Origin of the sequence: Microvirga lupini (assembly GCF_014191055.1) — a bacterium.
Taxonomy (GTDB): domain Bacteria; phylum Pseudomonadota; class Alphaproteobacteria; order Rhizobiales; family Beijerinckiaceae; genus Microvirga; species Microvirga lupini_A.
This window is the reverse complement of the sequence record NZ_JACHWB010000001.1, coordinates 499,853-523,472: the sequence shown is the minus strand read 5'-3', so window position 1 is coordinate 523,472 and position 23,620 is coordinate 499,853. Positions and strand designations below refer to the sequence as shown.

The 23,620-nt window shown below is 61.9% G+C and carries 23 protein-coding genes and 1 tRNA gene; 8 read left to right on the top strand and 16 right to left on the bottom strand.

Going from position 1 to position 23,620, the window contains the following annotated elements; genetic code table 11:
- Window positions 1-366: 366 nt before the first annotated feature.
- A complete protein-coding gene (locus tag FHR70_RS02435) occupies window positions 367-987 on the top strand; it encodes a hypothetical protein (RefSeq protein ID WP_183446757.1) in 621 nt (206 codons plus the stop codon).
- Window positions 988-1,111: 124 nt separating this feature from the next.
- Here the strand turns inward: FHR70_RS02435 and FHR70_RS02430 are convergent, their stop codons facing one another.
- Window positions 1,112-1,522, bottom strand: coding sequence for a PRC-barrel domain-containing protein (locus FHR70_RS02430; RefSeq protein ID WP_183448450.1), 411 nt, complete (start codon window positions 1,520-1,522; stop codon window positions 1,112-1,114).
- A gap of 181 nt (window positions 1,523-1,703) precedes the next feature.
- On the opposite strand from FHR70_RS02430, the gene FHR70_RS02425 reads away from it, so the two are divergent.
- Together FHR70_RS02425 and mepA are read left to right on the top strand one after the other, a co-directional pair.
- Window positions 1,704-2,864, top strand: a complete 1,161-nt coding sequence (locus tag FHR70_RS02425) for an SDR family oxidoreductase (RefSeq protein WP_183446755.1) — start codon at window positions 1,704-1,706, stop codon at window positions 2,862-2,864.
- A gap of 106 nt (window positions 2,865-2,970) precedes the next feature.
- The gene (gene mepA, locus FHR70_RS02420) at window positions 2,971-3,891 is read left to right on the top strand and encodes a penicillin-insensitive murein endopeptidase (RefSeq protein ID WP_183446753.1); all 921 of its coding nucleotides are present in this window, start codon (window positions 2,971-2,973) and stop codon (window positions 3,889-3,891) included.
- Window positions 3,892-3,959: 68 nt separating this feature from the next.
- On the opposite strand, the gene msrA is transcribed toward mepA, so the two are convergent.
- Window positions 3,960-4,619, bottom strand: coding sequence for a peptide-methionine (S)-S-oxide reductase MsrA (gene msrA, locus FHR70_RS02415; RefSeq protein ID WP_183446751.1), 660 nt, complete (start codon window positions 4,617-4,619; stop codon window positions 3,960-3,962).
- Between the two features lie 85 nt (window positions 4,620-4,704).
- Window positions 4,705-4,965 carry a PetM family of cytochrome b6f complex subunit 7 gene (locus FHR70_RS02410; RefSeq protein WP_210277449.1) on the bottom strand — a complete coding sequence of 87 codons (261 nt, stop codon included), beginning with the start codon at window positions 4,963-4,965 and terminating at the stop codon, window positions 4,705-4,707.
- A gap of 267 nt (window positions 4,966-5,232) precedes the next feature.
- On the opposite strand from FHR70_RS02410, the gene FHR70_RS02405 reads away from it, so the two are divergent.
- Window positions 5,233-5,322 (top strand) — tRNA-Ser (locus FHR70_RS02405).
- A gap of 277 nt (window positions 5,323-5,599) precedes the next feature.
- The gene (locus FHR70_RS24565; RefSeq protein ID WP_425487834.1) at window positions 5,600-5,920 is read left to right on the top strand and encodes a S1 family peptidase; all 321 of its coding nucleotides are present in this window, start codon (window positions 5,600-5,602) and stop codon (window positions 5,918-5,920) included.
- Window positions 5,921-6,051: 131 nt separating this feature from the next.
- On the opposite strand, the gene FHR70_RS02400 is transcribed toward FHR70_RS24565, so the two are convergent.
- From FHR70_RS02400 to FHR70_RS02390, 3 genes are all read right to left on the bottom strand, one after another.
- On the bottom strand, window positions 6,052-6,891 hold the full coding sequence (locus FHR70_RS02400; protein ID WP_183446747.1) for a hypothetical protein: 840 nt from the start codon (window positions 6,889-6,891) through the stop codon (window positions 6,052-6,054).
- A 1-nt stretch (window position 6,892) separates the two neighbouring features.
- Window positions 6,893-7,438: a hypothetical protein gene (locus FHR70_RS02395; RefSeq protein WP_183446745.1), complete on the bottom strand. Its 546-nt coding sequence runs from the start codon at window positions 7,436-7,438 to the stop codon at window positions 6,893-6,895.
- Between the two features lie 443 nt (window positions 7,439-7,881).
- Window positions 7,882-8,370, bottom strand: a complete 489-nt coding sequence (locus FHR70_RS02390) for an Lrp/AsnC family transcriptional regulator (protein ID WP_183446742.1) — start codon at window positions 8,368-8,370, stop codon at window positions 7,882-7,884.
- 105 nt (window positions 8,371-8,475) lie between these two features.
- On the opposite strand from FHR70_RS02390, the gene FHR70_RS02385 reads away from it, so the two are divergent.
- From FHR70_RS02385 to FHR70_RS02375, 3 genes are read left to right on the top strand one after another with little or no spacing between them, the layout of a single operon-like run.
- Window positions 8,476-9,681 (top strand): diaminopropionate ammonia-lyase, encoded by a 1,206-nt coding sequence (locus tag FHR70_RS02385; protein WP_183446740.1) that lies wholly within the window; start codon window positions 8,476-8,478, stop codon window positions 9,679-9,681.
- The gene (locus tag FHR70_RS02380) at window positions 9,678-10,913 is read left to right on the top strand and encodes a Zn-dependent hydrolase (RefSeq protein ID WP_183446738.1); all 1,236 of its coding nucleotides are present in this window, start codon (window positions 9,678-9,680) and stop codon (window positions 10,911-10,913) included. The genes FHR70_RS02385 and FHR70_RS02380 overlap by 4 nt, the downstream gene beginning before the upstream one ends.
- A 19-nt stretch (window positions 10,914-10,932) precedes the next feature.
- A complete protein-coding gene (locus FHR70_RS02375; RefSeq protein WP_183446736.1) occupies window positions 10,933-12,090 on the top strand; it encodes a M20 aminoacylase family protein in 1,158 nt (385 codons plus the stop codon).
- 72 nt (window positions 12,091-12,162) lie between these two features.
- On the opposite strand, the gene FHR70_RS02370 is transcribed toward FHR70_RS02375, so the two are convergent.
- Genes FHR70_RS02370 through FHR70_RS02325 form a run of 10 tightly spaced genes read right to left on the bottom strand, consistent with a single transcriptional unit; the run spans window position 12,163 to window position 23,559 of the window.
- Window positions 12,163-13,575 (bottom strand): FAD-dependent oxidoreductase, encoded by a 1,413-nt coding sequence (locus tag FHR70_RS02370; protein ID WP_183446733.1) that lies wholly within the window; start codon window positions 13,573-13,575, stop codon window positions 12,163-12,165.
- On the bottom strand, window positions 13,572-14,186 hold the full coding sequence (locus FHR70_RS02365; protein WP_183446731.1) for a cysteine hydrolase family protein: 615 nt from the start codon (window positions 14,184-14,186) through the stop codon (window positions 13,572-13,574). Before FHR70_RS02365 ends, FHR70_RS02370 begins: the two co-directional genes overlap by 4 nt.
- Window positions 14,183-16,246, bottom strand: coding sequence for a hydantoinase/oxoprolinase family protein (locus tag FHR70_RS02360; RefSeq protein WP_183446730.1), 2,064 nt, complete (start codon window positions 16,244-16,246; stop codon window positions 14,183-14,185). The genes FHR70_RS02365 and FHR70_RS02360 overlap by 4 nt, the downstream gene beginning before the upstream one ends.
- Window positions 16,243-17,976 carry a hydantoinase B/oxoprolinase family protein gene (locus tag FHR70_RS02355; RefSeq protein ID WP_183446728.1) on the bottom strand — a complete coding sequence of 578 codons (1,734 nt, stop codon included), beginning with the start codon at window positions 17,974-17,976 and terminating at the stop codon, window positions 16,243-16,245. Before FHR70_RS02355 ends, FHR70_RS02360 begins: the two co-directional genes overlap by 4 nt.
- On the bottom strand, window positions 17,973-18,851 hold the full coding sequence (locus FHR70_RS02350) for an isocitrate lyase/PEP mutase family protein (RefSeq protein WP_183446726.1): 879 nt from the start codon (window positions 18,849-18,851) through the stop codon (window positions 17,973-17,975). The genes FHR70_RS02355 and FHR70_RS02350 overlap by 4 nt, the downstream gene beginning before the upstream one ends.
- Window positions 18,848-20,278, bottom strand: a complete 1,431-nt coding sequence (locus FHR70_RS02345) for an MmgE/PrpD family protein (RefSeq protein ID WP_183446724.1) — start codon at window positions 20,276-20,278, stop codon at window positions 18,848-18,850. The genes FHR70_RS02350 and FHR70_RS02345 overlap by 4 nt, the downstream gene beginning before the upstream one ends.
- Window positions 20,279-20,291: 13 nt before the next feature.
- On the bottom strand, window positions 20,292-20,993 hold the full coding sequence (locus FHR70_RS02340) for an ABC transporter ATP-binding protein (RefSeq protein ID WP_183446722.1): 702 nt from the start codon (window positions 20,991-20,993) through the stop codon (window positions 20,292-20,294).
- On the bottom strand, window positions 20,986-21,729 hold the full coding sequence (locus tag FHR70_RS02335; RefSeq protein WP_183446720.1) for an ABC transporter ATP-binding protein: 744 nt from the start codon (window positions 21,727-21,729) through the stop codon (window positions 20,986-20,988). The genes FHR70_RS02340 and FHR70_RS02335 overlap by 8 nt, the downstream gene beginning before the upstream one ends.
- Window positions 21,722-22,690 (bottom strand): branched-chain amino acid ABC transporter permease, encoded by a 969-nt coding sequence (locus tag FHR70_RS02330; RefSeq protein WP_183446718.1) that lies wholly within the window; start codon window positions 22,688-22,690, stop codon window positions 21,722-21,724. Before FHR70_RS02330 ends, FHR70_RS02335 begins: the two co-directional genes overlap by 8 nt.
- Window positions 22,687-23,559: a branched-chain amino acid ABC transporter permease gene (locus FHR70_RS02325; RefSeq protein ID WP_183446716.1), complete on the bottom strand. Its 873-nt coding sequence runs from the start codon at window positions 23,557-23,559 to the stop codon at window positions 22,687-22,689. Before FHR70_RS02325 ends, FHR70_RS02330 begins: the two co-directional genes overlap by 4 nt.
- Window positions 23,560-23,620 lie beyond the last annotated feature (61 nt).

The following is a 23,620-nucleotide window of genomic DNA, read 5'->3' as shown; positions in this document are numbered from 1 at the left end:
TGAAGAGGATTTCGGCTTCAATGTTGAACGCTCTCAAACACGGACGAATACTCTGATGACGTTTAACATCTTCTTTACATATGGCATAAGGCATTGTTTTAAAAAGTGATTTCCGCACTACCGAAAGCGCGAGCAGTGTCGGCATGCGATGTCGGCACGACTAAGGGAGCGGCTCTAACTGCCTCATCTTGAACCCGATATTGAGTCTTGGATCCGCAAGTGCAGAGCGCAATCCTCGACAACATATCCACAGAAAAAGTGAGGCTTCTACTGTCTACACTTTCCGTTATTCGGAACCCCCTTGGTATAACGACGTTGCCTTGCAAGCGTGACGGTTGCACGCGAAGGCCCTTGAAGGAGGCGGCAATGCCGACAGATACCAAGAACCCGCTGACGATGCTGTTCACGGGTGACACCGGTGCGACCAGCACCAAGAAGAAGACCGCGAAGAAGAGCAGCTCGCGCAGCAGCTCGTCCAGCGCCAAGAAGACCAGCGCCAAGAAGGCTGCCCCGAAGAAGACCGCTGCCAAGAAGACGGCAGCCAAGTCCTCGGCCAAGTCCGGCGTGAAGAAGTCGGCCGTGAAGAAGACCACGGCCAAGAAGACGGTCGCCAAGAAAGCCACCGCCAAGAAAACCGCAGCCAAGAAGACGACCGCCAAATCGGCCGTGAAGAAGTCGGCTGCAAAGAAGACCACCGCTCGCAAGACGGCAGCCAAGAAGACGACGGCTCGCAAGACCGCCGCCAAGAAGACCTCGGCTCGTTCGGCTTCGTCGGCTCGCTCTTCGGCCAAGAAGACTGCGTCCCGCAGCTCCAGCCGCGGCGCAGTGAAGTCCGCTTCGCGCAGCTCGGCCTCCAAGTCGCGCAGCTCCGCTCCCAAGCGCGCCGCCGCCGCTTCGAGCCGCACCTCTTCCACGAAGAAGTCGGCCAAGGTCGCCAAGCGGTCATCGAGCGCTCGCAAGAGCCCCTCGAAGTCGCGCAAGCGCTAAGAGACCCATGCCACACGCGCCGGGATGGCCCCCATCCTCCGGCGCATGTGCATAAAAATCGCCCGGTGAAAGCCGGGCGATTTTTTCGTTCGGGGTCGTGGTTTCAAATCCGATTGAAGGCCGGTTATCGGCCTGTGCTCATCGGGTCGCTGGCGCCCCAATAGGGAGTGGCATTGTAGTAGCGGTGGACATGCTCCTCCCACTCCCGGTCGTAAGAAGCATCGTGCCCTTCCGCACTGCGCCGGGGGGCGCCGCGCAGCTGATCCTCGTTGAGGTTCAGCTCGTAGGCATCGAGCTCGGTATTGTACTTCAGGACGCCCCAGGGAAGCGTGTAGTATTCCTCGCCGAGACCCATGAAGCCGCCAAAGCTCATGACCGCATAGGCCACCTTGCCGGATCGCTTCTCGATCATCACGCGCTCGATCGTTCCGATCTTCTCACCGTCCGAGCGGCGGACGGGCGTTCCCTCAACCTTGTCGCTGGCGATCAGGCTATGGGTTTCGCGAACGTCACCGCTCTGTGCCGTCGTCTGCATCATCTCGCTCCTTCATGTGTGAGATCCTAAGGCAACGCTCGGGTTGAAAACCCGGTTCCGTGCCGCGCTTCTCCAGGCTTTCCAAGGCTTTGCTCCCGGGCGAAGCGCTGCCGTAGGAACCCCCTCATCGCCCTTACGTTGATCAACGTTTCCAGAGTGTGAGGATATGAGGGAGATTGCCATGGCGGTTCGCCAGAAGCCGGTCGAGGAACAGGTCATCGTCATCACCGGCGCATCCAGCGGCATCGGACTTGCAACAGCGCACCTGTTGGCCGAGCGCGGCGCCCGGGGCCTCGTCCTCGTGGCCCGCAACGAGGAGGCCTTGCGCAAAATCGCCGAAGAGCTCAGCCATGGCGGCACCCGGGCCATCGCGGTGGCGGCGGATGTCAGCAAGCGCGAGGATCTGGAGCGCGTAGCGCGCACGGCCATCGACACCTTCGGCGGCTTTGACACCTGGGTGAACGATGCGGCGGTTGCCCTGTATGGAAACCTCGACGAGATCCCCATGGAGGATCAGCGGCAGCTCTTCGATGTGAACTATTGGGGCGTCGTCAACGGCTCCATGATCGCTGCCGACCACATGCGCCGCCGCGGCGGCACCATCATCAATGTGGGCAGCGTCCTGTCCGAGCGGACCATGATCCTGCAGACCCAGTATTCCGCCTCCAAGCATGCCGTGAAGGCGTTCACCGACGGTCTGCGCATGGAGCTGGAAAATCAGGGTGCTCCAATTGCCGTGACGCTGATCAAGCCCTCCTCCATCGACACGCCTTATGTCGAACACGCCCGCAACTATCTCGATCACAACAACGCCGTTCCTCCGCCGGCCTATGACCCTCATCTGGTTGGCAAAGCCATCGCCTTTGCAGCCGAGCACCAGCGGCGTGAGATCACCGTCGGGTTCGGCGGCTGGGTCATCGGCGCCATGGGCAAGGTGGCCCCGCGCCTGGTGGACAAGGCGATGGAGTGGACAGGTTACGGGTCGCAGACCACGGACCAGCCGGAACGTCCCGGCATGCGCGACAATCTTTATCAGGCCCGCGAGGACGGCGACATGTACTCGTCCCTTCCCGGCGAGCCGCGCAAGACGAGTTTCCTGCTCGAGGCACAGCTTCACCCCTTCGTGACGGCGGCCGTTCTGGCCGGCGTTGCCGCCGGCATCGCGGCGCTGTTCATGCCGCCGCTGACCGGAGGCCGGCGGCAACGCCAAGCCAAGCGCCCGACACCGCGCTACCAGCCCACCATGCGGCGCACCGGCAATGGCCACGACAAGCGCATTCTCGGGCCGGGCCATGTGAGCCAGCGCGGGCCCTATGAGGGCCGCCCGCAGCCGCGGCACTAAACGATACAAGGGGCCGGACCTCACATCCGGCCCTCTTCTTGAAGAGCGACAAGATGGCCGCAGCCCACACGTTCCGAAGTGAAGAGATGCGGGTTAGCCTTCCTGCATGAATCCGATTCGTTTCTTCGCCATCGCCCTTGCTCTCGTCATCGGCGGCTCCGCCGCCGCGCAGGACAAGGGCACCCTCAATCCGAAGCCCCTGCCGCCGCTGGCCAATCCGGACGATCCGAAGCTCGCCGCCAAGGAACTCTTCGGCCGGCGCACCACGCCCGCCGATCTGCGGCCGCGTTCCATCGGCGGCTATGCCCGCGGCTGTGTTGCAGGCGCGGCAGCCATTCCGGTGGATGGCGAGAACTGGCAGGTCATGCGCCTGTCCCGCAACCGCAATTGGGGCCACCCGCAGCTGATCGACCTCTTGCAGAGGTTTGCCACGCGGCTTCCCTCCGTCAATGGATGGCCGGGGCTCCTCGTCGGCGATATCTCGCAGCCGCGCGGCGGCCCCATGATCACGGGCCACGCCTCGCACCAGATCGGCCTCGACGCTGATATCTGGCTGACCCCCATGCCGGATCGACGCCTGAGCCGGGCCGAGCGGGAGGAGATGTCGGCCACCAACATGGTGCGCGACGACTGGCTCGACGTGGATCCGAGCCGCTGGACGCCCCAGCACACCGCTCTCATCCGCGCCGCCGCGCAGGAACGCGGCGTCGCCCGGATCTTCGTGAATCCCGCCATCAAGAAAGCTCTCTGCCGCGAGGCGGGCGCGGATCGCGGATGGCTGAGCAAGGTGCGGCCGACCTGGGGCCACAATTATCACTTCCACATTCGGCTGGCCTGCCCGGCCGGCAATGCCGGGTGCTCGGACCAGGATCCGCCGCCCGGCGGCGACGGCTGCGGCGCGGAGCTTGCAGCCTGGTTCACGCCCGAGATGCTGCACCCGAAGCCGGGCAAGCCTCGCCCGCCCCTGACCATGGCGCAGCTGCCCAATGAGTGCCGCGGCGTTCTCACGGCGCCTGACGGGCCTTAACAAAAAGAGAGCGGCTCACCCCTGCAAGGCGAGCCGCTCTCTCATGCCCTGGGAATGGGGCGACAGGCCTATTCGGCCGCGACGCCCACGCCGATGGGGCAGGACACGCCGGTGCCGCCCAGGCCGCAATAGCCGTTCGGGTTCTTGGCCAGGTATTGCTGATGGTAATCCTCGGCGAAGTAGAACGGGCCTGCTTCCAGGATCTCGGTCGTGACCGGACCATAGCCCTTGGCGGCCAGCGCCTGGGCAAAGGCGGCCTTGGAGGCCTCGGCAGCTCTGCGCTGGTCCTCGTTGAACACGTAGATCCCGGACCGGTACTGGGTGCCGACATCGTTGCCCTGGCGCATGCCTTGGGTTGGGTCGTGGTTCTCCCAAAAGGTCTTCAGCAGGGCCTCATAGGAGACCGCCTTCGGGTCGAAAACCACCAGCACGACCTCGTTGTGGCCGGTGAGGCCTGAACAGACCTCCTCATAGGTCGGGTTCGGCGTGATGCCGGCAGCATAACCGGCTGCGGTAATCCAGATGCCGTCGCCCATCTGCCAGAACTTGCGTTCGGCCCCCCAGAAGCAGCCGAGGCCGAACAGGGCCTTCTCCATACCATCCGGGTAAGGCGGCAGCAGCGGGCGGCCGCTGATGAAGTGCCGGTCAGCAGTGGGAATGGGGCTGGGCCGCCCCGGCAGGGCCTCGGCGGCGTTCGGCAGATCGGTGCGTTTGCGGAAGCTGAACATGGGGATCCCTCGCGTGACCCCGCTCATGTAATCATCGCTCCGCTCTTATGGGAGGGGACGCTTGCGTCACCTTGCCGTGAAAGCGTCAGCGCTCGGCCAAGTAGCCGATGGGCTCCAGGGGCTTCTGACCGAGCCACAGCAGAATGGCCCCGATGACGAAGCCGGTAACGGAAGCAGGCAACTGAAGACCATAGGTGGCGATCGGCTCCCACAGCCAAGGATAGGCGCGTTGGGCAAGGCCCCCTTCCATTCCGGCCATGCTTCCCGGAAAGAGAACGCCTGCCACTTTCCCAATGGGAGCGAACGATACAGCATTGTTGACGATGGAGCGGGTCCCATCGATCACCAACCCAACAAATCCCGCTGCGATCAACAGGAGGCCGAGGCTACGCGCTAAAAACTTCAAGGGAGGATACCTCTCCGAACAGAGGGGGAATTATCTAATCTCTTTTGTCGCAATGGAAAAGGCGATTCAGGATGATTTGTCACAAGTTCGGTCTTGCCTTTCGCCCCAATTTGGCGATACACGGGCGCTCCGCAGATGAACGCGGAGAACCTGACCAGCCTGCCCGACCGGCCGGCGAGGGTTCTTGAGCCGAGCAAGGCTCATGCTGGAGGGGTGGCCGAGTGGTTGAAGGCGCACGCCTGGAAAGTGTGTATACGGGAAACCGTATCGCGGGTTCGAATCCCGCTCCCTCCGCCACATCCCACATCTAAGCGCCTGAGACTTTTGGCATTATGCCAAAATACCCGGCTTCGTCCCACAATTCAGCCCACAACAAGCTTTGGCTCAACGTGGTCGCTCATAGACCGTGTTGAACACTTGGTTACCGGACAAGCCTCAAGGCGGTTCGTTCCCAATTGGGGACCAAAGAACCCATCTTTCTCGGATTGGTACCGGGTCGCAGCACCTTAATGTCTGACCGAATAGACTAGCTCTCCTATGGATTCCGCGCCCTGCTCTATGGCACGGCTATTCTATGCCAGGGCAGGTGACGGCTCTCTCAAGGATACGGGATGTCAGTCGATCCTTCCAAATCTCAGCTCCGGTCCGAGCTGGCAATTCCGGTGGGCCACTCCTCGACCGGACTGGCAACATTGTCGGTGTCGTATCCGCGAAATTGAATCCTCTCAATCTTATGGTCATCCCCGAACGGCAACATCCCACAGAATGTGAACTTCGCCATCAAAGGGGCCATCGCTGCGAGGTTTCTTGGAAAGCGATCATGTACCATTGGCGCAGGGTACGACCATGCAGCCGCTTCCGTCAGCCGATCTCGCGGACCAAGCCACGCTTATGAGTGTCCTCGTCGGCTGTGAGTGATGGAGTGCTTTGGTCAGAACTACAGGTATGAGCCGGGTGGATGTTAGGTGCCGACTGGTTCAGGGCCCCTCTAGAAGCAATGGGGTGAGCTACACGGCTCGGAAGCACTCAGGAGAGGGCGGCATCCTGCAAAGCGATATAACCATAGATCGGCTCATGTTCGAGCGAAACCAATGCTTCGACCTTGAGCCAGTCTTGGCCATTCATATTGCATTCTGCAATGGCCTTCAGGCTGCGTGACGCGACACACCCGACTGAAGCGGAAGCATCGTTTGGCAAGGCATGAATTGCTGTCTTCCGACGTAAGTTTGCCATTCTGCCTGGAGCAATTTGCTTCTCCTGAGCAAGGAGTTGCTCAAGATCAGTACTAAGATCCTTTCCCGGATCTTTCATCGGCCGTATCGACGATGCGAATTCAGTCAACGGCTTGTAACCTGTGATCGTTGAGGTGCCTTCCGTCTTTTCATAAACGACTGTCGGAGAGACCAAGCCCTTACCCATCGTGAAGCGAACCTTCAATCCTTCCTGTGCAATGAAGTTGGCATCATGAATGAGCTTCTCCATGGCAGGAGAGATACCTGGCACCTTGTCACCCTTAACGAATGTCCGCTTCAAGCCGTCCAGCTTGTTAATCACAATATCAGCTTGCTGCTCACGATGTTTGCGCTGAACAACGTCGATTGGAATGAAGCGCAGCTCGAAATTGTGGCGTCCTTCAAGATACTCGTTCACCAGTCGGCGGCAGAACGGGCACCAAGGGGCGCCGATCAGATATACCACTTTGCCCTGCGACGAGGCTCCGGATGTGCCCCACAGCGAATGCTTGACATCCCAGACCAACGTCTTGTCCCAAACTTCGCAAAGGCTTTGTCCAAAGGCGACCGTAGGCAACAGAGGGCTTGCGGCCGAAACCAGCATGCTAGCCAGTAAGTTTCTCCTCGTTTGCATGCTATATCTCCCCGCATTGCACATCGCCGTGCAGAATCTTCGTATCCGTCTCCTTCACCGATCGGTACAGATCCCACTCCTCATGACGGGCATAAACCCGATCGGCATCAGCGACTTTGAGGAGTACTTGTGAGGGGTTCTCTGACAAGACATTCCGCAGCGTGACAGAATTTTCTTCTCGCCCAAATCGACCAGAGCCGAAGAAGATCAATTCACGACCACCCTCCCCGCTGCACATCCAAACCTCGTAGCTTACTGGTTCGTCCGTGCGCGTCTTCTGAAGTTCGATCGCAACGGCCTCGCCGTCGCGAGCCGCTCGTCTTACATAAACGACGTCTTCTTTCCTGATGGGCGGCGCCAAACGATCCCGAATCTGCTGAAGGACCTCAAGCTCTGGAGATATGGCATAGAGCCCTAAGCACGTACTTACACACGTTATGCCCATCGAACACTTATCGAAGATGCTTAACTGAGACCAATCTCCTCTGGCCGTCTTTATTAAGCTTGCACCGAACCTCTTCAGGAAACCTACGAACCAAGTCAGCATGATCTGAGTATCTGCCCCCTACCCAAGCAAGGGGTATACTCAAAGCCCAAGAACTCTGTAAATTATCGGCCGCCCCTTCCCTTCAGTTAAGGATAACAAGCCGGGTCCGTACAACGGGTAAACGCCGACCAACGCCGCGATTGAGGCCACCCTATAGAAGGTCGATACTCTCCAAGACCGCCACCGCTACCGAACCCGCCGCCGGAGGATTTTGTGTCGTGAAGTTGGAAGGAGGGTTTATCGGAAGCATTGCAGGTGGCGGTATACCGGATGCGTATAGCGTGAATATTAGATTGAATTGCCTGTTTGTAACAAACGGACACGTCGCGCTGATTGGATCAATGACCGCATTCGATGTGAAAGCAGAACTTGGGCCAAGATCCGAAATGTGACAGGAGCCGTCATTCCTTTGCTCGAGAGCCCACAGGCCTCGATGCAATGATTCATCCTGGGAGCGGAACCGCCAATCCGACCTTGACGCGGTCCATGGTCACGAAGGTGCGGAACCGCTTCACGTTGTTGTTGCCGAAGAACAGGCGCCGCGTCAGGGCCTCGTAGGCGTTCATCGTCGGGACCACGACCACCAGAACGAAGTCCGCCTCTCCGGTGACGTAGTAACACTGCTGCACCTCCGAAATCGAAGCGAACTCCCGCTTGGCGGCATCGATCAACTCCGCAGTCTCACTGATCACCTCGACCTCGACGAAGATGGTGATGGATTGCCCAACTTGGGCTGGATCGACAACTGCGACATTGGCTTGGATGACCCCGGCCTCCTCCATCCGCCGGATGCGGCGCTGCACGGCAGGCGCTGATAGGTTGACAGCCTCGCCGATCATCCGCTGCGGGGTCGAGTTGTCCCGCTGAAGGATATTCAGGATCGCGAGATCGAAGCTGTCGAGGGTGATCGATGACAAGGATTTGGACACCACCGCTCCATTGACGCGAAAAAATCTTTCATTCTGCGGGCATAAATAGAGCGCCTTTCTCGTACCAAGTGCAATATCTTCTCGCCATCTCAGTGATGAAGGACGGCGATGTTCCTGCCCAACCAGCACCCCGACTACCGCAAGCCACTCGATCCGGCGGATGCCGAGATCCTGGGTGTAACCGCGGCCAAAGAGGTCGAACGCTACCTCAGCTATCGTCACAACCATGTCCCGACACCTCTACACGCTCTTCCCGGCCTGGCCGCCGAACTCGGTGTGAGCACGGTCCACATCAAGGACGAGGGCTTCCGGCTTGGCCTCGGTAGCTTCAAAGCGCTGGGTGGCTCCTACGCGGTTATCCGTCTCGTGCTGGAGGAGGCCAGTCGTCGACTGAAACGCGCGGTCGATGTCGCCGAGTTGCACACAACCGAAGTTCACGCCATCGCGTCCGGAATGACGGTTGCCTGTGCCACGGACGGCAATCACGGGCGCTCGGTCGCTCAAGGTGCGCAACTGGTTGGCGCCAGGGCCACCATCTTCGTGCATTCCGGCGTCAGCGACGAGCGTGTGGCGGCCATCGCCCGCTTTGGCGCCCGGATGATCCGGGTCGAAGGCACCTATGACGACTCGGTCGCAGAGGCGGCACGTGTCGCGACAGAGAAGGGCTGGACCGTCGTCTCGGATACCTCGTGGCCGGGGTATGAGCGCATTCCTGGTCTGGTCATGCAGGGCTACACCGCCATGGTGCGCGAGGCCCTGCGCCAGCTTCCCACCCCCCCGACCCATGTGTTCGTGCAGGCAGGCGTCGGCGGCGTCGCGGCTGCGGTCGCAGGGCATCTCGCTCTCGCCTTTGGGGACCTGCGGCCGACCTTCATCGTGGTCGATCCCGCCCGCGCCGCCTGCCTTTACGAGAGCGCACGGGCGGGGCACCCGGTCAAGATCGAGCACGGTGAACCCACCGTCATGGCGATGCTCGAATGCTACGAGCCGTCTCTCGTCGCTTGGCGGATACTGTCCCGCGTTGCTGATGCCTTCATGACCGTCGACGAGAGGGATGCGATCGCGGTGATGAACCGCCTCGCCCGTCCCGTCGGGGATGACCCGACCATCGTGGCGGGCGAGAGCGGTGGGGCAGGCCTTGCCGGTCTCATTCGCGCCGCTGCGGCCCCTGAAATCCAAGCAGCGCTTCACCTCAGCGAAATGTCGCGGGTCTTCGTCATCAACACCGAAGGCGCAACCGATCCGGTGCGCTACGCGGAACTGGTCGGGATGCGGCCTGACGCCGTCGCAACCACCAGAGGGGCAGACGCATGACAACGTTTTCCATCGACGCAGCGCGACTGCTTGAACGGCTCCGGGAACTCGGACAGATCGGCCGCGACGACAACGGCATGTTGGTCCGGCTCGCCGGCTCCGACGCCGACAAGGCCGGACGTGACGCCTTTGTGGCCTGGATCCGCAGCGCAGGCCTGGAGGTCGCCGTTGACCGCATCGGCAACATCTTCGGGATCTGGAAGGATCATAAGAATGCCGACGACGCTCCTGTCCTGCTCGGCTCGCACATCGACACTGTCATCAATGCCGGTATCTACGACGGCTGCTATGGCGTGCTCTCAGGGCTGGCTGTAATCGAGGCCCTGAAGGCTGCTGGCTTCGTTCCCGCACGGCCCATTGCTGTCGCTGCCTTCACCAACGAGGAGGGCGTGCGCTATGCGCCCGACATGATGGGTTCACTCGTCTATGCCGGCGGGCTCCCGGTCGAGGAGGCGCTGGCGACGGCCGGCACCGATGGCACGATGCTCGGGGCAGAGCTTGAGCGGATCGGCTATGCCGGATCGGAAGAGCCAGGGTTCCTCAAGCCGTATGCCTATGTCGAGCTGCATATCGAACAGGGACCCGTGCTCGAACGCGAGGGTGTGCCCATCGGCGCGGTCGAGAACCTCCAGGGCATCTCATGGCAGAGGATCACCGTCGAGGATGAAGCCAACCATGCCGGCACGACGCCGATGTCGATGCGCCGGGATGCCGGTCATGCCGCAGCCCGCGTGGTCACCTTCCTGCGCGACCGGGCCCGCAACGCGAACACACCCACCGTGGCGACGGTGGGCTGCATGAGCTTCGAGCCGAATGCGATCAACGTCATTCCCTCCCGCGCCACCTTCACGGTTGATCTGCGCGATCCCGACGAAGGGCGCCTCCAGGCAGAGGAAGCGGCTCTTGCGTCCTACCTGAAGGGGCTCGCGGCCACCGAGGAGGTGACGATCTCGGTCGAGCGGCTGGCGCGGTTTGAACCGGTGGCCTTCGATCGCAGGATCGTGGAGCTGGTGGAGGATGCCGCCCGCAAGCGCGGACTGGCCTCGAAGCGCATGACCTCCGGGGCCGGCCACGATGCGCAGATGATCGCCCGAGTGGCGCCCTCAGCCATGATCTTCGTGCCGAGCACCGGTGGCATCAGCCACAATCCGCACGAGCATACCCCGGAAGCCGATCTCGTCGCGGGCGCCAATATCCTGCTCGACGTGGTTACCCGCCTCGCAGCCGAATAGCCGAACCAGGAGAGACACTATGGCCATGGATCTGGATGCCCTCGCACGAGACATGACTGCCTGGCGGCGTGACCTGCACGCACATCCCGAGTTCGGCTTCGAGGAGAAGCGCACCAGTGCCTTCGTGGCCGCAAAGTTGCGGGAGTTCGGCTTCGACGAGGTCGCCGAGGGCGTGGGCCGCACCGGGGTTGTCGGCACGCTCAAGCGCGGCAGCGGCAACCGGGCCATCGCGCTCCGGGCCGACATGGATGCCCTGCGCATCGGCGAGCAGGGCACGCAGGACTATCGCTCGCAGAACCCCGGTACGATGCACGCCTGCGGTCATGACGGCCACACCGCCATGCTTCTCGGGGCAGCCAAGCTCCTCGCCGAGGAAGGCGGATTCGACGGCACCGTGCGCTTCATCTTCCAGCCCGCCGAGGAATGGGGCAAGGGCGCGCTCGCCATGCTGGCCGACGGGCTGATGGAGTGTTTCCCGTTCGAGGAGATCTACGGCCTGCACAATATGCCAGGCCTTCCGGTCGGGCATTTCCAGACCCGCGTGGGACCGATCATGTCGGCGGAGGACAACTTCGAGATTGTCTTGAAAGGCATCGGCGGGCATGCCGCCCGGCCGCACTGGGGCAGCGAGGTTCTGGTTGCCGCCTGTGCCACGGTGATGAACCTCCAGACCATCGTCTCGCGACGCCTCAGCCCGACTGATATCGGCGTCGTGTCGGTGACCGAGTTGACCACGGACGGTACCCGCAACGCACTGCCCAGGCTTGCTCGCATTCTCGGCGATGCCCGCAGCTTCCAGCCGGAGGTCAGTGCCGAGATCGAGAAGCAGATGCGCATCATCGCTCAAGGAACGGCCCTGTCCTACAACGTTGCAGTCGAGGTGACCTACACGCGTGAGTTTGTGCCGCTCCTGAACGATGCCGCCCTGGTGAACGAAGCTCTCGCGGCTGCCCGGACGGTGTTCGAACCGGAGCACGTCTCGACTGCCTGCGAGCCGATGACCGGCTCGGAGGACTTTGCCCGCTTTCTGGAGCACGTGCCAGGCTGCTTCGCCTTCGTCGGCAACGGCAAGGACTCCGCACCTCTGCACAACCCGGCCTATGACTTCAACGATGACGGGTTGCTCCATGGCGCACGCTTTCATGTCGCCATTATCCGGCAGCGCTTACCAGCGTAGCCCGGCTCTCCTGGCCCGGCGTGTCGCCTAAAATGGCAGCTGAGCGGCGCCGACACGCATGTGCGGCAACTCTCAGCTGTGTTCTTGCCGCATTGGCCCTGATCGGGCGGCCGCGATGCCAGCCACCCGGCCTAGGGCGACGGCTGAAAGAAGTCCATTGCCGGACAGATAGCCTTCTGCTTTGGAGCCTGAAACACCGCAGGCCGCTCCGCCGACAGCGAAGAGGTTGGGCAGTGCCGTTCCGTTCTCGCGCATGACGCGGGCGTCGCCATCGACCACGAGTCCTCCTTGGGTATGGAACAGTGCTCCGGTGACTTTCACGGCATGATATGGGGTTTGCAGAGATGGCGCGCCGGAGAATCTGCGCCCGAAGCGATCTGATGTCTCGGCGTGCTTCAGCGCATCGACCTCCGCGAAGGTTGCCTTGAGGTTTTCGACCGGGATGCTCATCTGGCTCGCGAGATCCTTGACGGTTTCTGCTGTCAGAATGGCGCCAAGCGCTTCCGCCTGTCGAAAATCCTCGAACTGACGGGCGATGCCAGCGATGCGCTCATCGAAGATCGTCCAGGCAAGTCCCTGCGGTTGCCGCAGCACGACAGCCGCCTGCTCGGAATAGCCGTGGCTTTCGTCGGAGAAGCGCTCGCCGCGTAGGTTCACCTGAAACCCACCTTCTGTGATCGTCGCCCATGTGATGAGGATGCCATGAGGATGCGCGACCGACCCATGTCCCTGGTGTCCCGACAGGTGCCGTGTGCCAGCCCCTAGCGCCTGCCCCCAGAGCAGGGCATCGCCCTGATTGCCCTCGTGGCCGAAGTAAAGGGCGGTTCCGAGTTCAGGAATGTGACGCTGTACGAGATCCTTGTTACCGCCATAACCATTGCAGGCGAGGATAAGCGTCACACACCCGATCAGTTCCTTCGATCCATCGGGGCGCTTAACTTCCACTCCGGCGATCCTGCCGTCTGGCTCTGCGAACAAGGATGTGACACGGGCGTCGCAGAGAAGCTCAACGCCCGCATAAGCTACTGCCTCCCGTAGGCGGTCGACCAGCTCCCCGCCGGATCGGCTTGGCAGGCCGTGCATACGGCAGACGGAATGTCCGGGATAGCGAAAGTCCTCAATCAGTGAGAATGGCAGGCCGTAGCGATCCGCAAGCCACTCGATCGTCGGGCCTATCGCCTTCGTCACTGTCTTCACGAGCAAGGGATCCGGCTCACCACTCGCCTTGGCGCCGATATCGCTGCCGAACAATTCCGGGCTGTCGACGATGCCGGCCGCTTTCTGCCACCGTGTGCCAGGAGCGGGAATCAATCCGGCTGAGAGAGCCGTCGAGCCGCGCGGCACGGAATCACGTTCGAGAACCAGGACATCCTGTCCGGCCTCGCATGCCGACAGGGCCGCAACAAGGCCCGCTGCACCAGCACCGATGATGATTACTGGAGCCTTCGCGTCGAAGGCAAATCCTTCCGCCGAAAGAATGCTCATGCGCCTTCGATCTCTCTCATGATCTCGGAAATGGAAGCGATTCGGCAGACTGGCCGCAATGCTTCAATGGCCGTGTCATGCACGGCAGGCGAGAAGGCTGCGCAGCCGTCTTCGAGAACAATGGTGTCGAAGTCGCGCACATGTGCATCACGCACGGTCGATGCGACGCCGCCATTGGTGACAATGCCGCAGACGAGAAGTCTCTCGATGCCGCACTTGCGCAGCACCCATTCAAGGCGGGTCATGTAGAAGGCTGAGTACGCGATCTTCTCGATGCTCAGATCTGCTGGCTGCAACATGTCCACGAGCTGATGCCCCCAAGCACCAGGCTGAAAATCCCCCTTCTCGAGAAAGGGCCTGAGTTGCTTGAGATGCGGAGAGATCAGCGGCTCGCCTCCTCTTGCGGGCACTAGGGTGAACTGCGTTGAGACGACATAGCCGCCCTTGGCGCGCAACAGGTCGGCAAGCGGTTTCAGTCGCTCTGGAAGAGCAGCGATTTCAGGTGCTCCCTGCCCCGCCCGACCATAAGCGCCCTTTGGATGGAGGAAGTCGTTCTGAAGATCGATAATGAGGAGCGCAGTGCGCTCTACCGGGGTGGCAGACCCGATCATGTGGCGCGCTCCACGATGATGTTGCCGAAATCATCCACACGCGCAATGAGATCCGGATCGATGACGGTGGTCGCGTCCGGCTGTTCGAGAATGGCTGGCCCATGCACGACCGCACCGATCGGCAGGTCCAGCCTCGCATAAATCGCGGTGTCATGCCAATCGCCATCGAACCAGACCGGACGGCTGCCGAGCCTTGCCTGCTCGATAGTCGCGGAAGCCTCAGGCGCGAGAGATGCGAGATCGAAATGAGGCCTGCGTCCCACCGCGGCCGTACGCAGGTTGACGATCTTTGCCGGTACACTGGGCAAGAGGCGGCTGAACGAGGCTTGGTACGCCCGCTCGAAGGCTTCCCTGACGATGGACGCATCGACCCCTGTCGTTCCGCTCTGAAGCGAGACGGGGAGCGGAACACTGACCGTGTGGGTCTGGCCCACATAGTGCATGTCGAGCTCGAACAGGATGTCGATCCGCTCGACCGAAAGACCAGCCTCCTCCACGACCACGCGGGACGCTTCTGCCTCCTCGACCATACGCTGATCGAGAGCCGCGGCATCGAGTTGGTCGAGGAGCAGATTCACCGTTTGTACCTGATCGTGTCGGATGTCCGCGATGACACAGCCCAACGCGGAGGTCACGCCCGGATAGCGTGGCACGAGAGCGGCCTTCAGGCCCACATCCTTGATCAGCGCTCCCACATGCAGAGCTCCTCCGCCGCCGAACGGGACGGCGGCGAAGCGACCAGGGTCATGCCCGCGCTCAATGGAGACGAGGCGGATGGCGCCAGCCATCTTGCCGTTGGCGACCCGCACGATGGCCTCCGCCGCCTGCATGGGGTCGATCCCGAGCGGCTCCGCTACGTATTTCGTGATGGCAGCCTTCGCTGCCTCGACGTCCAGACGCGCGAGCTTGCCGCCTATGGGACGCTCGGCATTGATGCGACCCAGCACCACATTGGCATCGGTGAGCGTCGGACGCGTGTTGCCTTGCCCATAGGCTACCGGCCCTGGGCGCGATCCTGCGCTCTCAGGCCCGACCTGAAGCAGCCCGCCCGCATCCACATGGGCAATCGAGCCGCCGCCAGCACCAATCGTGGTGATCTCGATCATCGGAGTGCGGATGACGAGGCCGAAATCGATGGTGGTCTGGGCCGCCAGTGCCGTCTCGCCCTCGACCACGATCGACACATCGAAGGAGGTTCCGCCAAGATCCCCCGTGATCACATCAGGAAAGCCTGCGGCTTTCGCGATGGCAGCAGCAGCGATCACGCCTGCGGCAGGCCCGGACAGAGCTGTGCGCACAGGCAGTCGCCGGGCCGTGGCGGTCGACATGACGCCACCATTCGACTGAACGATGTGGAACCTTCCCGAGAACTTCTCGTGGGCCAGAGCCTGATTCAACTTGCCCAGGTAACTGCCCACGACCGGCTGGAGGTAGGCGTTGAGCGCCGTGGTCGAGGTGCGCTCGAATTCACGGATTTCAGGCAGGATCTGAGCCGAGCACTCGATGTTCTCGTTCGGCCATACCTCCCGGGCTGCGGCAAGCGCCTTTAGTTCGTTCGCAGGATTGGCATAAGCGTTAATGAAAACGATCGCGAGAGCCTCGGCGCCGCGTGCTAGGAGTACCTGGGCAATGTTTTTGACCTCGTCCGGATCGATCTCCTCCCGGATGGTCCCATCAGCCATGGTGCGCTCGACGACTTCGAGGCGCAGGTCCCGGTCGACGACCGGCACGAAATCGCCCCAGAGCCCCCAGGTGTGCCGGCGATCCCGACGGCGCATCTCAAGCACGTCCCGGAACCCGCGGGTGGTGATGAGGCCGATCCGAGCGCCCTTGCGCTCGAGCAGGGCATTGGTGCCCACTGTCGTGCCGTGCACGATGGAGCCGAGTTGCGCAAGCGGCCCGAAGGTCTTCAGACCCTCGAGAAACCCAATCGCTTCGTCACCGCGGTTCGACGGGACCTTTGCCGTGCGGAACCGGGCTGCGTCCTCGTCGTAATAGAACAGGTCCGTGAAGGTCCCGCCCACGTCCACACCGACGATCTTTCCCACGAGGGCGTTCATGCGGCTGCACCCTTTCTCAGAGCGACGGTTGCGCTCTCGTCTAATTCGCCATTCTCCATGACAACGACGCCGTAATCGCGCGCCGCCGTCTCGGAATTGACATAGCCCAGCCGCACGTCACGGGCGACGCGCTGTGGGTCACGCTGCAGAGGATCGCCCCATCCGCCGCCCCCGGGCGACTCCAGACGCACGCGCTGACCTGCGCGGATCTTCACGTTCGCGACCTTGGATGCCATCGGCGGTGAAAACTCGCCTTTATCCGTCTGCCAGAAAAACTTGTTCAGGGACGCGGGCAGACCGCCTGACACGCCGAACGGTGCGAACCTGCCGCGCTCGCCCAGAAGGAACACATCCGCATCAGTCAAAGATTCGATCTCGTAGATCGCCCCGACACCGCCGCGATGAGTTCCTGCCCCCGCAGAATCCGGCCGCAATGCCCATTGGGTGAACATGACCGGATAGGCGGCCTCCAGGATTTCCGCCGGAGGAATCGTGGCTGTCGAGATCGGATTGTTGGCATGGTTCAGCCCATCGCTCTCCGGATTGCCGCCGAGGCCGCCACCGAAGAACGAAAACATCACCCAGCGCGAGCCATCGGGACGATGCCCCGCCAGCGACAGAGCATTGATCGTGCCGAACGGGCCAGCCGTCGCACGGCTCGGGTCGGCCTTTGCCAAAGCGCCGAAGACAACCCCGATGACACGGAGGATCGTCTCCGTATACCCCCCGACAGGCTTCGGTGCCTTGACACCGAGGAGCGTCGTACTGGGGATCACGAAGGTGATCGGCCGCAGGCAGCCGGCATTGGCTGGAACGTCGGTAAAGACGTGCTTGAGGGCTACGTAGCAACAGGCAACGGCCGTCGAATAGGCGATATTGAGCGGCCCGGCGCAGGGCGCGGACGAGCGCGAAAAGTCCAGCGTCATCACATCACCTGCAACTGTGAGGTCCAGGGCAATCGTGAGCCGATGATCGGTGATGCCATCGTTGTCGAGGTAATCTTCAAACGAATAGGTGCCATCCGGCAGCGCGCTGACGGCTGCGCGCATCATCGCCTCCGCGCGATCCGAGAACGCGTCGAAAGCCGTTGCAACGGTCGCATCGCCATATTCGTCGAGAAGCTCCGTCAGGCGCCTCTCGCCGAGATCCAGAGCATTGAGCTGGCCGTTGAGATCGCCGAAGTTCGACACCGGTACCCGGGCGTTTGCGGAAAGAATTGCCACGATGTCTTCGTTCATCAACCCTGCCCGAATGAGTTTGACAGGTGGAAAGCGGACGCCCTCCTGGAAGCTTTCAGTCGCTTGGGCGTTGAAGCCACCTGGCACATTGCCGCCAATGTCGAGCCAGTGACCAACGGATGCGAGCCAGCAATAGAGCCTGTCGTCCCGAAAGATTGGTCGTACGAGACGAAAGTCGTTCAGGTGCGTGCCGCCGTCATAGGGATCGTTGAACAGGAAGGTATCGCCCGGCTCCAGCCCCCCTTCCCTCTCGACCTTATCGATCACAGCTTTCACGGCAAACGCCATCGCGCCGACGAAAATGGGCAACCCGTTCGTACCCTGTACGAGGGTTGCACCGGTGACGGGGTGGTAAAGCCCATGACAGGCATCGCGAGCTTCCGCAATGATCGGATTGAATGCGGAGCGGTAGAGAGTCGCGTCCATCTCGTCCGCGATCTGCTCGAGTCGGCCTTTCAGGACAGCCAAGGTGACGGGATCGATACCGCTCATTGGCCAGTCTCCCGATCGAAAGATTCATAGCGTTCGCCGAGCGCCAGCATTTCAGGGGTGCCGATGAGTCGGTTCAGCGCCGTGAAGTCGAACATGTGATCACGAAAGGGTTCGTTTGTGCCGTGGGCATGGAGCGAGCGGTAATAATCCTGCGCAGTGCGGGCCAGAGCACGCACGATGCCGCCCGGGAAGATAACGAGCCGGAAACCGATTGCGCCAAGGTCATGCGCAGAGGACAAAGGCGTCTCACCGCCCTCGACCATATTGGCGAGGAGTGGGCGCAACGACCCGATGGCAGACGTCACGGCGGCGAGCTGCTCGCGGGACTTAGGAGCTTCCACGAAAAGCACGTCAGCTCCAGCCTCCGCATAAAGCCGCGCCCGCTCGATCGCCGGCTCGAAGCCTTCGACGGCGACCGCGTCGGTGCGAGCGATGATCACGGTCTCTTCGGATGCGCGTGCATCTACTGCGGCCTTGATCTTGCCGGCCATTTCGTCGGCCGGAATGATCGACTTGTCCTGCAGATGACCGCAACGCTTGGGAAAGCTTTGGTCCTCGAGCTGAATCGCAGTTGCGCCGGCGCGCTCGAAGATCCGGACCGTGCGCTGAACGTTCAGCGCATTGCCGTAGCCGTTATCCGCGTCCACCACGAGCGGCGTCGATACCCGGTCGCGCACCAGCGCGATGGTTTCAGCGACCTCGCTCATGGAGACCAAGCCAATATCGGGACGCCCAAGTCGTGTATAGGCCATCGCCGCACCGGACAGGTAGAGAGCCTCGAAGCCGGTCTCCGTTGCAATCGATGCGGTCAATGGGTCAAAGACGCCGGGCGCAACGATGACCTTGTTCTGAAGAATTCGTTCCTTGAAATTCATTGTGACCAACCGTGTTGGGGAGAGCGGGCAAGAAGATCCAGCAGCTCACGGATGTTAGATGCGCCATTGATGGTGTCGACCTCGGCCATGATGAGCTCCGCATGCGGGCCGCCCCAGACGGGCTCTGTCAGCTCCCGGAACTTGGCATGCACATCTTCGGGCGAGTACGGATCTTCGGTGTCACCCTTGTTGGTGAGCACCTCGGCCGCCAATTGCCGGCCGTCTCTCAAGCGAACCCGAACCCGAGCCGGGCGTAGGCCCGGAAGCATCGCTGTTAGTGCTGCATCCTCACGCACCGTGACGCGACGCGCGAGATCGCGGGCAATCGGATTCGCCTGGGCCTCCTCGCGGAAAGCCGGCACATCGGCGGCGCCATTGACGATGTAGGTTGCCAATGCAAAGGGCAGGGAGAATTTTGCAGCCAGCATGTTTCTGGGGTCGGCCGAGTCGAGCTGCGCCGCCCAAACATAGGTATCGACTTCGATCGCTTCGATAGACGCAGGATCAATCGGGCCTCCCAGCTGACGCACAATTTCGCCAAGGGCGTCGAGAGCGCCGTGAGTGTAGCGGCAAGCCGCATGCCTCTTGAAATAGTTGCGGGCGATTTCCCAGCGTTCGCCGAGTTCCAGCACCATCTCGTCCGGCTGAAAGTTCTCGGCGATCACGGTTCCATAGACGGTCCCGACGCCATCGGTCTCTCCGACGAAGCCGGATGCCTGCAGCTCCCATGCCATGAGGCCAAGCTGGTTTGAAAAACCCGCATACGTGTTGCGCACGGTTCCGCCTTCCAGCATCGTGCGCCGGCTCGTCGACAGGCCAAAGCTCGAAGCGAGATTGATAGTCTCTATGATCTGGTCCGGCGTAGCCGCCTCAAGCCTTGCAGCCGCCATTGCAGCGCCGATCGTGCCCCAGGTGCCATGGGGATGCATGGTCACCCGCAGTTTCGATCCGATGCCGACACGAGACCCAATTTCATAGCCAAGTGCGATCGCCAGGATCAGGTCCGCGCCCGAAGCTGCGCAGCGCTCGCCCGCCGCCAGGGCGGCCGGGACCACGTGGATTCCGGGGTGGCCGCGCGCATATTGATTGCCCTCGTCGAGTTCCAGCATCGTGCCTGCCGTGCCGTTGAGCAGGCTTGCAAGCAGCGCGCTCATGCGGCGGCCTGCCCCGATCACCGGAACCTGCCCCTCCATCCTCTCGCGTTGTCCAAGTCGCGAGACGAGGCTGCGCATCTCCGGTTCCTGCATTCCGGCAGCCATGGCGCCGATGCAGTCGAGAAGCACGAGCTTCGTGCGCTCGACCACGGGTAAAGGCAGATCCGCGAACTGGGTCCGGGCCGCGAAGCTGCCCCATTGCCGGAGCCATTGGGGCTGCCCGTCCTGCAACAGAACGGATGCGGGAATGACATTCTGTGTGACGATCGTCATGAAGTCTTCTCCGTCACATACCGAGATAGGCGCGCTTGAGTTCTGGGTCATTGCGGACCTGTTCGGCCGATCCCGACAGGGCGATGGTTCCATTCTCCAGAATGTAGGCGCGCGATGCGCATTCAAGTGACTGAACCACGTTCTGCTCGACGAGGAGGATCGGCAGCCCATTGCCATTGAGGCGCCGGATCAGAGCGAACATTTCCTCCACGAGCAGCGGCGACAGGCCGAGCGACGGTTCATCGAGGATTAGCAGGCGCGGTTCCGCCATCATCCCGCGCCCGATGGCCAGCATCTGCTGCTCACCGCCCGACAAGGTGCCGGCCGCTTGGCTGCTACGCTCCCGCAGGCGGGGGAAGGTGTCGAAGACTCGCTCCAGATTGCTGGATCGCCGGTCGCGCCCGCGCCGATAGCTGCCGAGTTCGAGGTTCTCCCGCACCGACATGTTCGGGAAGATCTTGCGGCCTTCCGGAACTTGGATGAGGCCGGCCCTCACAATATCCGCCGAGGATGCTCCGGTGAGCACCTTTCCATCGAACCGGATCTCGCCCTCATTTGCGCGCAGAACACCGGACAGGACTTTGTTCAGCGTGGTCTTGCCGACGCCGTTGGAGCCGAGCACCGCGACGATCTCGCCGGTGCCGACGGACAGATCGAGGCCGCGCAGCACTTCCGTGCCGCCATACCCTGCTCTCAATCCGCTCACCTCAAGCATGGACCTTCTCCCGCTTCAGGCGTTCGGCCGCGCCGGCCCCGAGATAGGCTTCGATGACCTTCGCATCGTCGCAGACATCGGCGGGAGGCCCTTCGGCGATGATGCGCCCTTGCGCAAGAACATAGACCTGCTCGCAGAGATTCATTACAGCCTGCATGACATGCTCTATCATCAGGATCGTAGTCCCCTCGTCGCGGATTGTCCGAATGACAGGGATGATGTCGCGGATCTCGGAGGGATTCAGGCCTGCCAGCACTTCGTCGAGCAGCAGCAGCTTCGGCTCCGTTGCGAGAGCGCGGGCGAGTTCAAGCCGCTTTCGGCCCGCTACCGTCAGGCTGGAGGCTGATTTGTCGAGTTCGGGACCGAGCCCAACGCGACGGCCCACCTCCTCGGCACGGGCCATCGCGTCTCTGCGCTTCGCGTGGCGCAGGTGCGCGCCGACGGCGATATTTTCAAGAACGGAGAGGCCTGCGAACGGCTGCACGATCTGGAATGTGCGGGCGATGCCACGACGGGCCCGGACATGCGGTTCATCGTGGCTGATATCCTGTCCCTCGAACAGGACGCGTCCCTCGGTTGGTTTCTCAAAGCCGGAGATCAGCGTGAAAAGCGTTGTCTTTCCAGCACCGTTTGGGCCGATCAGGCCGGTGATTGATCCTGCCGCCACCTTGAGGGATGCTTGGTTGACAGCGACGAGACCACCGAAGCGCTTGGTCGCATTCTGCACCTCAAGCATGGCGAGCAGCCCCCTTCGATTGACCCGGTCGGCGAAGGAGACCGAGTATGCCCTGAGGAGCAAAGGCAACGGCCGCAACCAGAAGGCCGCCGAAGACCATGAGATCGATCCCTGGAACGCTGCCGGCTGCAAGCTTGGTGATCTCGCCTAGCCCATGCAGGGCCACTGCACCGACCAAAGGACCGAACACGGTTCCAAGCCCCCCAACGATGGGGGCGAGGATCGCCTCGACCGAGATCCAGGTGCCGTATGCGATATTGGCATCCACATAGAGAAAGTACTGGGCGTAGAGGCCGCCGGCCGCCGCCGTCACAGCCCCGGAGGCCGTGATCGCTCCGAGTTTCACCCGCAGCGTATCGACGCCGAGCGCCTTGGCAGCCGCTTCGTTCTCCCGCACAGCTACGAGCTGAGCGCCGAATCGCGAGCGCTCGATCCAGCGGGTCAGGACGAGCACGGCGCCGACGAGGGCCAGCGCGATCCAGAAGAAGGCGCCCCTGCTCTCAAACTGGAAATTGTCAGGCCGCACATCCAGCTTGATCAGGACGCCCGCAGCCCCGCCTGTGAAGGTCGCCGCGTTGGCGAGAATGCGCAGCACCTCGGCGAAAGCGAGCGTGACTAGCGCGAAGTAGGAACCGCGGAGGCCCGACCGGAAGCTTAGATACCCGATCATCCAGCCGACCGCCGCGCCCGCCACGGCGCCAATGACGAAGGCAACCCAGGGGTTCATTCCAAAGCGGACCTGAAGCAGCGCTGCCGCGTAGGCACCTGTTCCGAAGAAGGCGGCGTGGCCGAATGAGAACTGTCCGCCGAAGCCGCCGAGAATGTTCCAACCCTGAGCGGCAAGCGCGATGATAAGGGTGAAAACGAGGAAATTGAGAACCGTGTTCGCCGTAACGAAGGCTGGCACGAAAGCCAGGAGCGCGATCACGACGGCAATCGGAACGATGTCACGAAATGTCATGCCTTCGCTCCGAACATTCCCGTCGGCCGCACAAGCAGCACCAGGATGAAGATGAGGAAAATTCCGATCTGTCCGAGCGAGTCCCCGAGAAAGAGACCGCAAAGGCTCTCGACAACCCCAATGAACAAGCCTCCGAGGAGCGCGCCGGGGATCGAACCCATGCCTCCTAGGACAACAATCGTGAAAGCGACTAGCACGAAGGCCTGCCCGATGCGCGGGTTGACGTAGAAGGTGGGCATGAGCAGGCAGGCCGCTACAGCCAGGCAGGCGCAGCCAAGCCCGAACGTCACGGCATAGACATGAGCGACATCGATGCCGACGAGGCTCGCGCCGAACTTTTCCTTGGCAACGGCCCGGATGGCCTTGCCCGTATCGGTGCGCGAGAGCAGAAGCCACAGGAGCACGGTGACCAATATTGCAGCCCCGAAGCCGATCAGACGAGGTTTGGAGAGAAGGAGTGACCCGAACTCCACGACCTGAAAGCCGTAGTCAGTGTTGAGCGTGCGCGTATCAGAGCGAAACCCGGCCAGCAAGGCGTTCTCAATCGCAATCGAAAGCCCGAGAGTCACGAGCAGGATGTTGCTGTCGTTGCCATGGCTGGCTGGGCCGATCACGAAGCGCTGAACGGCATAGCCCATGCCGAAAAAAAGAGGCGTCAGTGGCAGGATGGCGAGATAAGGATCAAGCCCGACGGTCTCATACACAACCCATACGGCGAACATTGCCGCAGTGAGCAGCGCGCCATGGGCGAAGTTGATGATGTGAAGGACACCGTAAACCAGGGTAAGGCCGAGCGCGATCAGCGCATAGACGGTACCCGTCATCAGCCCGTTTACGATGGCCTCCGCTATGATGGCGGGTGAATACATCGTCTAAATCACTCCTCAGAGGCTCTGGGGAGCGAATGTGCGCCCCAGAGCCATTGCTCAG